Here is a 12,985-nt window from a genome sequence, read left to right as displayed (position 1 = left end):
TTCCAGGACCACCACCGTAAGGTCTGTCATCGACGGTGCGATGTTTGTCATGAGTGAAATCTCGAGGATTCCAAGCTTCAATAGACAGCAAACCTTTTTTAACCGCTTGACCTGTTACTCCAAAATCAGTAACAGAACGGAACATTTCAGGAAATAGGCTTATAACGCCAACCCACATGTGTTCTCTCGCTCTGAAATTTTAGAGTTAGAATGCCGGATCCCAGTCAACTTCGATCCGTCGAGCTTCGCGATCAACATTCTTGATCACTTGCTCTTCAAGGTACGGTACCAACCGTTCCTTTTGGCCAAAAGCATCTTTCAAATTCGCTTTCACAACCAGAACATCGTTGGAGCCAGTTTCTAATAGGTCAGTGACCTCACCAAGGTTATACCCCTTAGTGGTAATAACTTGCATACCGAACAATTCACGCCAGTAGAATTCATCTGCTGACAATTCTGGTAATGATGCGGGATCAATAGCAATTTCAAAGTTGGTGAGTAGATGTGCGTCTTCTCGAACATCTAAACCTTCAAGTTTTACCACCATACTCTTACCATGGCGCTTCCAACTCTCTACTTTGTACTCGATCCACTGGCCTTTTTGGTTAATAAACCAAGGGCTGTAATCAAAAATACTTTCAGCTTCGTCTGTGTAGGAAAAAACTTTGAGCCAGCCACGAATGCCATAGGTAGCACCAAACTTGCCCATAACAATCTTTTCGTTTTCTTTGCTCATTGTTTCTTTACCTTTCATCGACATAAGCTAATGTTCTTCTATAAAAGTAAGAATTAAGCCGCTTTTTGAGCGTCTTTTACTAGCTTAGCTACGCGATCAGATAGAGATGCGCCTTGACCAACCCAATGGTTAACGCGATCTAGATCAACACGTAGGCCTTCTTCTTGGCCAGTAGCCGTAGGATTAAAGAAACCTACTTTCTCGATGAAACGGCCAGTTACTGCGTTACGGCTATCCGCAACTACGATTTGATAAAATGGACGCTTTTTAGCGCCGTGACGTGCCAAACGAATGGTTACCATGTCGTCCTCTTTGCTTTCTCAATAATAAAATTAACCCCAAAAACCATTTACGAAAAACAGTCTGGGGTCTCGTGCCAAAATAAAGCCTCGGAATTTTACTCTTATTCCGAGGCTTTGCAAGGGGTTTAGCTATTTTTTCACCAGCAGAAGCATTATGCTTTTGCAGTGATGAGCATCACGCTTTAGTAAATTTTAAGCATCGCAATGAGTTAGGTTAACGGCCAAAGAAACCGCCGCCGCCCATGCCACCCATTCCGCCCATCATGCCTTGCATATTACGCATCATGCCTTTCATGCCACCTTTCTGCATTTTTTTCATCATTTTCTGCATTTGGGTGAACTGTTTCAGTAAGCGGTTAACATCTTGTACTTGGGTGCCAGAACCCGTCGCGATACGTTTTTTACGTGAACCTTTTATCATGTCTGGGTGCTGGCGCTCGTGCATGGTCATCGAACAGATGATCGCTTCCATCTGCTTGAACATCTTATCATCGACCTTGTCTTTCACGTTGGCTGGTAGGTTTGCCATGCCGGGCAGTTTATCGAGCATGCCCATCATGCCGCCCATATTCTGCATTTGCCCGAGCTGTTCGCGGAAATCTTCTAAATCAAATCCTTTCTTTTCCTTGAATTTTTTAGCTAGGCGTTCTGCTTGCTCGTGATCAACATTACGTTGTAGATCTTCAATTAATGAGAGAACATCGCCCATTCCCAATATGCGTGATGCAATACGATCAGGATGGAAAGGCTCGAGCGCGTCAGTTTTTTCACCGACCCCTAAGAATTTAATCGGTTTACCGGTGATATGACGAACGGAAAGTGCGGCACCACCTCGAGCATCACCATCAACTTTGGTTAAGATAACCCCCGTTAACGGCAGCGCATCACCAAAGGCTTTTGCGGTGTTCGCGGCATCTTGCCCCGTCATGGCATCCACAACGAACAATGTTTCAATCGGATTAATCGCCGCATGCAGATCTTGGATCTCTGCCATCATCAGTTCATCAATAGCAAGACGGCCTGCAGTGTCGACAATCAGCACATCGAAGAATTTCTTCTTCGCATGGTCAATGGCCGCATTGGCGATATCAATCGGTTTTTGGTCGGCTGAAGAAGGAAAAAATTCAACGTCCAGATCGTTAGCTAGCGTTTCAAGCTGTTTTATCGCCGCTGGGCGATAAACGTCAGCCGAAACCACCAGTACTTTCTTTTTATCGCGTTCTTTAAGCAGCTTAGCAAGCTTACCAACACTGGTGGTTTTACCCGCGCCTTGTAAACCCGCCATTAAAATCACTGCTGGCGGCTGGGCGGCAAGGTTCAGCGCTTCGTTGGATTCGCCCATTACCGCTTCAAGCTGCGCTTGAACAATCTTGATGAACTCTTGCCCCGGTGTCAGCGATTTAGACACCTCAACACCCACTGCGCCCTCTTTAACGCGCGCGACAAAATCACGCACTACAGGCAGTGCCACGTCCGCTTCAAGCAGCGCCATGCGCACTTCGCGTAGGGTTTCTTTAATATTGTCTTCGGTGAGACGGCCTTTGCCGCTGATATTTTTCAGCGTCTTGGATAGTCGATCCGTTAAATTTTCAAACATCGTTGTCTCTTCGCTAGTTCGGCGATTAATTGGGGTCAGTATACCTTAGCCAATCTAATAGTCATACCCATTGACGCTTCGCGATAAGCGACTTAAACCCGTAAACGTAACATTGGGTCCCAACACAGGGGGGGCAAAAAGAGTTATCTCTGCGATTTATCGAATAAAAACCTTCATCCTGTTAATTATTTGCACCATGACCTCAACTAAGGTGGGTATATGTCAAATCAATCGGTATCCAACGTAGCTCATTATCGTGATGCAAGGTATAATTCGCCAATTCAGCCACCATTTTGTAAGAAGTATGGAAAACTTAATCGCAATAGTCGCCACTATTTTGTATTTTTTATCCATAGCGACCATTATTCCAGGCTTAGTTAATCAAACTGGGATTCGTGCGCAGACAGTATTGTTCAGTTCAGCACTGGCGCTGGCTTTTCATGCGTGGTTACTGAGTGATTTAATCTTCAACGCTAATGGGCAAAACCTCAGTATGCTCAATGTGGCATCATTGATAAGCTTTATCATCTCACTGGTGATGAGCATTGCGATGTTAAAAACGCGCTTGTGGTTTCTGTTGCCGGTGGTGTACAGCTTCGCCGCGATCAACGTCAGCGCCGCCTCATTTCTTCCCAGCATGTTCATGACTCACTTAGAAAACAATCCGCCACTGTTGTTGCATATTTCTCTAGCACTATTTTCGTATTCAACCCTTTCGATTGGCGCACTCTACGCTTTGCAATTGGCTTGGCTGGACTACAAACTAAAGAAAAAGAAGATGCTAACCATCAACCCCAATTTGCCACCACTACTGATGGTAGAAAGGCAACTGTTTAAAATCATCTTGATAGGTAACGTATTACTTACTGGTACCTTGATTACTGGTTTTGATTTTGTCGGTGATATGTTTGCTCAAGGCAAAGCGCATAAAGGCATTTTGTCTTTCATTGCTTGGGTTGTCTATTCTGTATTGTTGTGGGGACATTACCGAAAAGGTTGGCGCGGTAGAAAAGTGACTTGGTTTGCTGTCGCTGGTGCAACCTTACTCACACTGGCCTACTTTGGTAGCCGTTTTGTAAAAGAAATCATTTTGAGCTAACTCAACACGTTTGATAGCGTATTGACACATTCATTTAATTAGATCATTACTTAATCACACTATTTATAAGGAAAAACCACGTTTTGGACGACATTTCAACGGGTATATTGTTTGCACTACTCGCGGGTCTCATCGTAATTTCGGCTTATTTTTCAGGTTCAGAAACCGGCATGATGTCTTTGAACCGCTACCGCTTAAAGCACTTAGCCAATACCGGCCACAAAGGTGCAAAGCGTGTTGAAAAACTGCTTGATCGTCCAGATCGCCTCATTGGTTTGATACTCATTGGCAACAACCTAGTCAATATTTTAGCTTCTGCAATTGCCACTATTATTGGTATGCGCCTTTATGGGGATCTAGGAGTGGCCATTGCCACTGGTGCGCTGACGTTGGTCGTTCTGGTTTTTGCTGAAGTGACGCCAAAAACATTAGCAGCGCTTTACCCTGAACGCGTCTCTTACGCCAGCAGCATCTTACTGACCTTCTTAATGAAGATATTGTCACCATTGGTGATGTTCATTAACTTCATTACCAATGGTTTCATCCGCTTACTAGGCCTTAAGGCCAAGCATGGGGCGGAGGATCATCTAAGCTCTGAAGAGTTGAGAACCGTCGTCAACGAAGCGGGTGGTCTTATTCCTCGTCGCCACCAAGATATGCTGCTTTCCATTCTCGATCTCGAACATGTTACGGTGAACGACATCATGATCCCACGTAACGAAATTACTGGTATCAATATTAACGATGATTGGAAATCTATCGTGCGTCAGTTAACTCACTCGCCACACGGACGCGTGGTGCTTTACCGAGACAAAATTGATGAAGCGGTGGGCATATTGCGCCTTCGTGATGCTTCTCGTTTGATGTTGGAAAAAAAAGAGTTCAATAAAGAGATGATTTTACGTGCCGCTGATGAAGTCTACTTCATCCCGGAAGGCACACCGCTCAACGTACAATTACTTAAATTCCAACGCAACAAAGAGCGGATTGGCCTAATCGTTGATGAATATGGTGATATCAATGGCTTGATCACTGTTGAAGATATTCTCGAAGAGATTGTGGGGGAATTCACCACCTCAATGGCACCAAGCTTAGCCGATGAAATTACACCACAAAGTGATGGAAGCTTCTTGATTGATGGCAGCGCAAATATCCGTGACATTAACAAAGGGCTGAAGTGGAAACTGCCAACGACGGGCCCAAGAACCTTAAACGGTTTACTTTTGGAGCACCTTGAAGATATTCCAAGTAGCCATTTAAGTGTCAAAGTTTCTGGCCATGCGATGGAGATTGTAGATGTAGAAGAAAACCGCATTAAGCAGGTTAAAGTCTTTCCACGTAAAACCAAAAAACATTAATCGCCAGTCACTGCATAAAAGAAAGAAAAAAAGCTTGGTCACTGCCAAGCTTTTTGTTTTTAAAGGGACAGATCTGGCGATCTTTAATCCACTTTCAGCTCTTTGAGCATCGACTCAGGTAAAGCAAGCTCATCATTTTTATTCACCGCAATGCCTGCCGTGATAATCGATTGAGCAATCTCTTTAGCTTCTGTTAACGAGTGCATTGAGGCTGTACCACATTGGTATTCGTTTAGTTCAGGGATCTGATCTTGGCTCTCTACTTTTAGCACATCATGCATCGCCGCTAACCACGCTTGCGCCACTTGCGCTTCTGTTGGCGCGCCAATCAAACTCATGTAAAAACCTGTACGGCAGCCCATAGGTGAGATGTCGATGATTTCTACATCATGACCATTTAGGTGCGCACGCATAAAACCAGCGTATAAATGCTCTAAAGTGTGGATCCCTTTTTCTGAAAGAATATCTTTGTTTGGAGCAGTAAAACGGAGATCAAATACGGTGATTGTATCCCCTTTAGGCGTCTGCATATTTTTTGCCACACGTACCGCAGGCGCATGCATACGAGTGTGATCTACAGTAAAACTGTCGAGTAATGGCATTGCTTTCTCCTTATTTGGCAAAGAGCGATGCTCTGCCTATCAATGTTAGATTATGATCGAGAGATCATTTTAGGTACGAAAAATAGCTTTCAAGAAATTCTTCAAAACTTTGAGTATCGTGTTGTTCTATCTGTTGCTGAGCGGCTCGAGAACGCAGCACTTCCTCTTCCATCACAGACTCAGAATAAGTTTGATAGTGATGTGCCAGGTTGGCTTGTCGGTATTCGGCTCCTAATGCACAACCCACCTTACCGAGCCCGCCAAACTGTTTAGTCTGTTCAAGTAGTTGGGCGGAAAAGGTTAATTCTGGATTATCAATCCACGAGCTTAGTTTCTCGCATACGGCTTGGTATGCGTGGCCACCACAAGCGCTATCCATGACTTGCGCTATTTTGCGTAAGTCATCGAATACATTATGCGCCCACGCTTGCAGCGTCAGTTTCTCACCGCGACAGCCAATTTGTAACTCTAAACCCGGTTTACGACCTTCTAAAATCACTTTGTTCCAGTTATCTCGCCAACATGCTAGCTCACAATTGTCCATCGGATCTGAATCTGAAAGAGCGGTCCAAGTGAGGAACAGATCGAGAAAACGCACTTGATCTTCAGTAATACCAATCGGGCTAAACGGGTTTACGTCTAACGAACGAACTTCGATGTATTCGACTCCGCCTCTCTCTAACGCTTGTGACGGCTTTTCGTCATTTTTGGCCACACGCTTAGGACGGATCGGTGCATAGAGTTCGTTTTCTATCTGCAAAACATTGCTGTTGAGCTGACGATGTTCACCACCGACATACACGCCTAGTTCTGCAAACTCTTTTGATGGAGTGCGGATCGCCTGATTCAACCCTTCTAGATATTGATCCAAGCTATTAAAACCAATTTGCAAACCACTTTGCGCGCTATTGGTATAACCTAAATCACTGAGACGCAACGAGGTAGCATGAGGCAAATAAAGCGTTTTACCAATATTTTCAAATGGCAGATGGCTTTCACGTCCGCGCACAAACGATGAACATAACGCAGGTGATGCGCCAAAGAAATAGGGAATAAGCCAGCCAAAACGGTAGTAATTACGAATCACACCAAAATAGGCTTCCGATTTTGTCTCAGTACGCTGGGATTCAGTTTGCTCGCCATGCAAGGCATCCCAAAATGATTCTGGAAATGAAAAATTGAAATGCACGCCAGAAATGATCTGCATTAAGCTGCCGTAACGACGCTTTAAGCCTTCTCGATAAAGGGTTTTCATTTTACCCGTATTCGATGAACCATATTGCGCCAGTTCGATATCATCTTCGCTGCCAACATAACAAGGCATAGAAAGCGGCCACATCTTTTCGTCACCCAATTTGGTTTGAGCAAAATGGTGAATATCCGCCAGTTGTGAGAGTAAAGTCGGCACGTCATGAGAGACTGGTGTAATAAATTCAAGCAATGACTCCGCAAAATCAGTGGTGATCCAACGGTTGGTTAATGCGCTGCCGAGTGCTTCTGGATGAGGAGTCAGAGCTAACGAGCCTTCTGGGGTATAGCGTAACGTTTCACGCTCAACGCCTCGGCCAAACTGCTTAAACACTTCTGATTTTTTAGTGACTTGTTCAAGTCGTGCGGCAAAATTAGTCAAAATAATGATTCGCTTATAGGTGAATGATCCGAATGAAAGCGGCTCTAACTCAGCAAGAGAGTAGAATGGAGGCAAACAATCTGCCCCCTATAAATGTGTACTCTAGCGGATGATTTCAAGCTCTTCTACGGGAATATCTAATTTTTCAAGTTGTGGCTTCAACGTTTTCGCATCACCCACCACGATAATTTGATACTCTTGTGGTGCAAACCATTTAGCGGCGAGTTTATTGAGCGTTGATTTTTTTACGTTTTCTACCAGTTCATTTCGTTGCTGTAGGTAATCTTCATCCAAACTATAGGTCAAAATATTACTAAGCAACTGCGCTTTTTGTGATGGTGTTTCATACGTCAGTGCATCTTGTTGGCCGACAGCAAGGCGCATAAATTTTAGCTCTTGGTCGGTTAAGCCACGTTGACTGAATGTTGCCATCTCTTTTTCTATTTCAACGATTGAAGCTACAGTGGCATCAGCACGCACTTGAGCATTGAAAACGATAGCGCCCACTTCTCGATTGCTCGCGAAATAACTCCCAGCGCCATAGGTGTAGCCTTTATCTTCACGCAAATTCTGATTAATGCGGCTGTTAAAGTTGCCCGCTAAATTGAAGTTAGCCAGTTGGCTGAGAAAAAGCTCGCCAGTGGCATCGAAAGGCAACCCTTTTCGCACAAAACGGACGATGCTCTGCGGCGCATCAGGCTTATCAACCAGATATATCTTCCGCTCTGTCAGTGAGTTCACCACTTGGGGACGTAACAAAGGAGAAGCTTCACCGCGCCACTGCCCTAAAAAGGTTAACTGTTTAGCGACCTCTTTTTTGGAAATGTCGCCAACCACAACGATTTGCGTACCATGTGGCGTGTAATGTTTCGCATAGAAGCGTTTTACATCTTCTAATGTTAAATCGTTTAGTGATTGCTCAGTACCTTCACTTGCACGCGCAAAAATAGAGTTGCCAAACAGCACTTGACGAGTGGCTTGTGAAGCAAGCCAACCCGGTGTTTGATGCTGATAAACCAACCCTTCCAGCATTTGCTGTTTCAGCCGTGTAAAATCACTCTCTTTGAAAGCAGGATGAAATAAAACCTCTTCAACCACATCCAATGTTGCGGCAACATTCTTCTTCAAACTAGAGACCATAATACTGGTCGAATACTCATTGGCAGTAACACTGATAGTCGAACCTAAGGTATCTAATTGAGCTTGAATCGCTTCCACTGAGCGCTGAGTTGACCCTTCTTCAAGCAGCGCAGCGGTTAAATTAGCTAACCCTTCTTTGCCGCGCGCGGCGTGTCGCTCCCCTGCAGGCAAATTGATATTAATTAGCACGGTAGGCGTTTCGCTGGTTTGTGTGGCTAATAACTCAATACCGTTATCAAAATAGAGTTCGTACAATGTGGGCATTTGTGCTTTCACACCTTTTGCCACAGAAGGCATGATTGAGCGATCAAATTGATCTTCAACCTGGCGATAAGCCAATTGATCTTCGGTTATCGTTTGATGCTCAGGTAGCACTCTTTTAGGTGGTACGAAATTGGCTTTTTGAACGGCAAGATCGGCTTTATGTTTAGGCACAACACTTAAGGTAACCTTATGTTGATGAGCAATGAAGCGATGATAAGCCTGTTGAATTGACTCTGGGGTGACCGCATGAATCTGAGCTAATTGTTGCTCCAAGCGATCAGGCTGCCCATAAAACGTTTCGTTGGACGCAAGCTGCGTCACTTTTCCAGATACGCTTTGCAGCGCAAAGACCGCATTCGCTTCCGCCATACCGGTAATTTGATCAAGTCGACTCTGATCTACCCCTTGCTGTTCAAACTGACTGAGCGTTTGCATTAACTCTCGATACAAAGGAGCAAGCTGAGCTTTTTCACCCGAAGGTGCCATGGCATAAACATAGAAGGTACAAGCCAGTTCGGCACAATCTTGGAATGCCCCCGCATTAACGGCTTTTTGAGTTTTGACCAACGCTTGGTAGAGATAACTATTGGTACCGCTGCCTAACACTTTGGCAAGCGCATCTAACGAGGCTTGACTTTGAGCACCGCGATATTCTGTCGGCCAGCCCACCACAACCATGGGTTGCTGAATGCGATCTTCCAAGGTAATGAAACGATCTTGCGCCAATTGGGCCGGCTGTTTAGGTGCGTTATCAACGGCTGGGCCTGCCGGTATAGTGCCAAAATATTGATTAACCCATTCAAGTGTTTGCTGAACATCAATATCGCCGCCAATGGTCAGCACTGCATTATTCGGCCCATACCAACGTAAGAAAAACGCTTTAAGATCGTTGACGTCCACTCGATCAAGATCTTCGACATAACCGATGGTTTGCCATGAATAAGGGTGGCCTTCGGCATACATCGTCTCCGCCATTTTTTCCCACATCAACCCATAAGGGCGGTTGTCGTAGTTTTGTGCGCGTTCGTTTTTTACTGTGTCACGTTGGATCTCAAATTTGCGTTGAGAAACCGCGTTGAGCAAAAATCCCATCCGATCAGATTCGAGCCACAACACTTTTTCTAGCTGATTTGAAGGCACGGTTTGGTAATAATTAGTACGGTCACGGTTGGTACTCCCATTCATGGTTCCTCCCGCTTCGGTGATCAAGCGAAAATGTTCTTGATCGCCAACGTGCTCCGTTCCTTGAAACATCATGTGTTCAAAGAAATGAGCAAACCCTGATTTTCCAACCTCTTCACGCGCCGAACCAACATGATAAGTAACGTCGACGTGTACTAAAGGATCCGAGTCATCCGGTGAGAGCACGACGATAAGACCATTATCGAGCTGATATTTAGCATAAGGGATCATCACTTTTTCTGGTTGAGCATCCACTTGCTCAATCAGGGTAACCCCTTTCGGTAATGATGAAAAAAAAGCGATAGGTGCGACCGTTGATGAACAGCCGTAAATGGCAATAAGAGAAAGGGCACCTAGCCAAATTTTTCTCATAACAGCTCCTTAGAAAAAACCATAGAATACAGCGGCAAGCATGATGTAACGCAATGCTTTGCCGATCAAAATCATGACAAAAGTAGGTAAAAATCTCATGCGTAACCAACCTGCGGCCAAACAAAGCACATCGCCCACCACAGGTAGCCAACTGAATAAGAGGACCCAATAACCATATTTATTGAGCCAAGCTAATGCTTTATGACCGTGCTTTTCGCTTTCAGTTCGATTAGGTAACCAGATACCGAGCCAATAGTTGGTTAGCCCACCAAGGGTATTACCAGCGCTTGCAACGGCGATCACCCAAAATACGGGAAATTGATTCAGGCTTAATGTGGCGAATAAACTCGCTTCTGAGCTTCCCGGTAATAAGGTAGCACTGAGAAAACCACTAAAAAAAAGCACCCACAGCGCAGAGCCAGCAAACCAATATGAGAGCGGTTCCAAATAGGTGCTAAAAATGTCTAACATTTCATATCAAGAAGAACTTTGCCTCGAGTATGGCCCGTTTCAATCTGTTGATGAGCCGCAGCCACCTCCACCATCGGATAAACAGCTTGAATTTCCGTTTTCAATAAGCCAACGCTGACCATATAAAGCATGGTATCAAGCTGTTCAGGATTAGGATCAACTAATATGCCTGTGGCTTCAAAACCAAGTAATTTTGCTTTTTCACAGATAAGCTCTGCGCTTAGGGTCGGAACAGTAACGACACGCGCATGATCTTTCAAGCATTTCAAAGCATCGAGAGCCGCCTCACCCCCGACTAAATCAATCAGCACATCCACTTCTTCTAAGCGCTGTGAAGCAGGAGCAAAATTGTAATTAATGGCATGAGCACCGAGAGTCGCTAAATAATCCAAATTTTGTTCGCTGCACGTGGTATACACTTCGGCTTTTGCTGCTAAAGCAATTTGTACCGCTAAGTGCCCAACACCACCAGCGCCCGCGAGGATCAATACGCGATCCCCCTCTTTCACTTGCGCTTTATTTAGGGCTTGCGCCGCCGTTTGCCCTGCCAGTGGCAGCACCGCGGCTGCTTCTAAGGTCACAGCATCAGGAACAAGGCAGAGTTCGCTTTCTGCCACACACAGGTATTGGCTGTAACCGCCACCACGCAACGGAAACCCAACAAAGCCCGCCACATTATCTCCAATTTGAAAGCGGCGATTATCTTCACCCACCTCAATAACTTGTCCAGAAATATCGTAACCCGGCACCCATGGCAGCTTATCTTTGTTCTGCGCAGCAGCCCAACCTAGACCCGCCCGAGTTTTTACATCAATAGGGTTTACACCAGCAAAAGCCACTTTCACTAACACTTCGCCAGCTTTAGGTTGAGGAACGTCATTGGTTTGAATAACGAGCACCTCTGGTCCACCAAACTCAGTAATTGCGATCTGTTTATTATCCATGTCAAACTTCCCTATTGATAAAAAGAAAGGGATGCCTCAGCATCCCTTTGAATATATACCATTTTATTGCTTCTGGTTAATCTTTAGCTCGCAAAATAACCATCGGCTCGTCTAGGCCCTTAGCCAACAAGAGCAAGCAGAACGCCCGCGGCAACAGCGGAGCCCAGCACACCCGCTACATTTGGCCCCATGGCATGCATCAGTAAGAAGTTCTGTGGATTAGCTTCAAGCCCCACTTTGTTCACTACTCGCGCCGCCATCGGTACCGCAGACACACCAGCCGCGCCAATGAGAGGGTTAATATCCTCTTTCGAGAATTTATTAAGCACTTTCGCCATCAACACACCACCAGCCGTACCAATACTGAAAGCAATAGCACCGAGCGCCAAAATACCTAATGTTTCCAAGTTCAAAAACTTATCAGCTTGCAGTTTAGAACCAACGCCTAAGCCTAAGAAGATAGTAACGATGTTGATCAGTTCATTTTGCGCTGTCTTGGATAGACGCTCAACCACACCCGATTCACGCATTAAATTACCTAGACAGAACATTCCCACTAATGGCGTTGCTGACGGTAAAAATAGAATCGTCATCAATAGCACCGCCAAAGGAAACAGTATTTTCTCTGTTTTCCCAACGTGGCGTAGCTGAGCCATTTTGATTTTTCGCTCTTCGGGTGTTGTGAGTGCCTTCATGATCGGCGGCTGAATAATAGGGACTAATGCCATATAGCTGTAAGCGGCCACAGCGATTGCACCTAATAAATCCGGCGATAATTTACTGGCAAGGAAAATAGCGGTTGGGCCATCGGCTCCACCAATGATGGCGATGGACGCAGCATCGGCCATGGTAAATTCCATACCCGGTACATAGTTGAGTAATATCGCACCAAACAGGGTGGCGAAAATACCAAACTGAGCGGCCGCACCTAGCCATAACGTTTTAGGGTTTGCAATCAATGCCCCGAAATCGGTCATCGCGCCCACGCCCATAAAAATCAGCAGTGGAAAAACGCCCGTCTCAATACCAACATGATAAACGTAATAAAGCAGACCGCCGGGTTCGGTAAAACCCGCATTCGGAATATTCGCTAAAATCGCACCAAAGCCGATCGGCAATAGCAGCAGTGGCTCAAAACCTTTACGAATAGCCAAAAACAGCAGAATGCAACCGACCAAAATCATGCAGATTTGGCCTAGCTGAAAATTAGCGATCCCTGTTTCAGACCATAAGGTCAATAATCCGTCCATGGTTCTCCCTTATGCTAAGCTCAGCAGTGGTGCACCAA

At 45.3% G+C, this 12,985-nt stretch carries 11 protein-coding genes and 1 pseudogene; 2 read left to right on the top strand and 10 right to left on the bottom strand.

What is annotated here, in order from left to right:
* From AACQ21_RS00060 to ffh, 4 genes and pseudogenes are all read right to left on the bottom strand, one after another.
* A pseudogene (locus AACQ21_RS00060) lies at positions 1–178 on the bottom strand (tRNA (guanosine(37)-N1)-methyltransferase TrmD); the annotation flags it as partial.
* Positions 179–205: 27 nt separating this feature from the next.
* On the bottom strand, positions 206–760 hold the full coding sequence (gene rimM / locus AACQ21_RS00055; protein WP_013857691.1) for a ribosome maturation factor RimM: 555 nt from the start codon (positions 758–760) through the stop codon (positions 206–208).
* Positions 761–789: 29 nt separating this feature from the next.
* Positions 790–1,038 (bottom strand): 30S ribosomal protein S16, encoded by a 249-nt coding sequence (rpsP, locus tag AACQ21_RS00050; protein WP_010319522.1) that lies wholly within the window; start codon positions 1,036–1,038, stop codon positions 790–792.
* Positions 1,039–1,252: 214 nt separating this feature from the next.
* On the bottom strand, positions 1,253–2,635 hold the full coding sequence (gene ffh / locus AACQ21_RS00045) for a signal recognition particle protein (protein ID WP_019281904.1): 1,383 nt from the start codon (positions 2,633–2,635) through the stop codon (positions 1,253–1,255).
* Positions 2,636–2,939: 304 nt separating this feature from the next.
* On the opposite strand from ffh, the gene AACQ21_RS00040 reads away from it, so the two are divergent.
* The gene (locus AACQ21_RS00040; protein ID WP_026027563.1) at positions 2,940–3,734 is read left to right on the top strand and encodes a cytochrome C assembly family protein; all 795 of its coding nucleotides are present in this window, start codon (positions 2,940–2,942) and stop codon (positions 3,732–3,734) included.
* Between the two features lie 83 nt (positions 3,735–3,817).
* Positions 3,818–5,092 carry an HlyC/CorC family transporter gene (locus AACQ21_RS00035; protein WP_017046996.1) on the top strand — a complete coding sequence of 425 codons (1,275 nt, stop codon included), beginning with the start codon at positions 3,818–3,820 and terminating at the stop codon, positions 5,090–5,092.
* 83 nt (positions 5,093–5,175) lie between these two features.
* On the opposite strand, the gene luxS is transcribed toward AACQ21_RS00035, so the two are convergent.
* The 6 genes from luxS to AACQ21_RS00005 all read right to left on the bottom strand — a co-directional run bounded on the left by luxS (position 5,176) and on the right by AACQ21_RS00005 (position 12,947).
* Positions 5,176–5,694: an S-ribosylhomocysteine lyase gene (luxS, locus tag AACQ21_RS00030; protein ID WP_105977536.1), complete on the bottom strand. Its 519-nt coding sequence runs from the start codon at positions 5,692–5,694 to the stop codon at positions 5,176–5,178.
* A 64-nt stretch (positions 5,695–5,758) separates the two neighbouring features.
* A complete protein-coding gene (gshA, locus tag AACQ21_RS00025; protein WP_105977537.1) occupies positions 5,759–7,324 on the bottom strand; it encodes a glutamate--cysteine ligase in 1,566 nt (521 codons plus the stop codon).
* Between the two features lie 102 nt (positions 7,325–7,426).
* Positions 7,427–10,282, bottom strand: a complete 2,856-nt coding sequence (locus AACQ21_RS00020) for a M16 family metallopeptidase (protein ID WP_105977535.1) — start codon at positions 10,280–10,282, stop codon at positions 7,427–7,429.
* Positions 10,283–10,291: 9 nt separating this feature from the next.
* Positions 10,292–10,753, bottom strand: a complete 462-nt coding sequence (locus tag AACQ21_RS00015) for a YqaA family protein (RefSeq protein ID WP_105977534.1) — start codon at positions 10,751–10,753, stop codon at positions 10,292–10,294.
* On the bottom strand, positions 10,747–11,697 hold the full coding sequence (locus tag AACQ21_RS00010; RefSeq protein ID WP_105977533.1) for an NADP-dependent oxidoreductase: 951 nt from the start codon (positions 11,695–11,697) through the stop codon (positions 10,747–10,749). Before AACQ21_RS00010 ends, AACQ21_RS00015 begins: the two co-directional genes overlap by 7 nt.
* 119 nt (positions 11,698–11,816) lie before the next feature.
* Entirely contained in the window at positions 11,817–12,947 is a 1,131-nt protein-coding gene (locus AACQ21_RS00005; protein WP_105977532.1) for a sodium ion-translocating decarboxylase subunit beta, read from the bottom strand.
* Positions 12,948–12,985 lie beyond the last annotated feature (38 nt).

The sequence above is a fragment of the Vibrio sp. V01_P9A10T6 genome, from assembly GCF_963877065.1.
GTDB classification, from domain to species: Bacteria; Pseudomonadota; Gammaproteobacteria; order Enterobacterales; family Vibrionaceae; genus Vibrio; species Vibrio anguillarum.
The sequence above is the reverse complement of the archived record's forward strand: the minus strand, read 5'-3'. Positions and strand labels throughout refer to the sequence as shown.

Excerpts from the sequence above, each read along its gene's own strand:
- AACQ21_RS00010 (WP_105977533.1), bottom strand. The coding sequence starts at position 11,697 with ATGGATAATAAACAGATCGCAATTACTGAGTTTGGTGGACCAGAGGTG.
- luxS (WP_105977536.1), bottom strand. The coding sequence starts at position 5,694 with ATGCCATTACTCGACAGTTTTACTGTAGATCACACTCGTATGCATGCG.
- ffh (WP_019281904.1), bottom strand. The coding sequence starts at position 2,635 with ATGTTTGAAAATTTAACGGATCGACTATCCAAGACGCTGAAAAATATC.
- AACQ21_RS00020 (WP_105977535.1), bottom strand. The coding sequence starts at position 10,282 with ATGAGAAAAATTTGGCTAGGTGCCCTTTCTCTTATTGCCATTTACGGC.
- rpsP (WP_010319522.1), bottom strand. The coding sequence starts at position 1,038 with ATGGTAACCATTCGTTTGGCACGTCACGGCGCTAAAAAGCGTCCATTT.
- AACQ21_RS00015 (WP_105977534.1), bottom strand. The coding sequence starts at position 10,753 with ATGTTAGACATTTTTAGCACCTATTTGGAACCGCTCTCATATTGGTTT.
- AACQ21_RS00040 (WP_026027563.1), top strand. The coding sequence starts at position 2,940 with ATGGAAAACTTAATCGCAATAGTCGCCACTATTTTGTATTTTTTATCC.
- AACQ21_RS00005 (WP_105977532.1), bottom strand. The coding sequence starts at position 12,947 with ATGGACGGATTATTGACCTTATGGTCTGAAACAGGGATCGCTAATTTT.
- rimM (WP_013857691.1), bottom strand. The coding sequence starts at position 760 with ATGTCGATGAAAGGTAAAGAAACAATGAGCAAAGAAAACGAAAAGATT.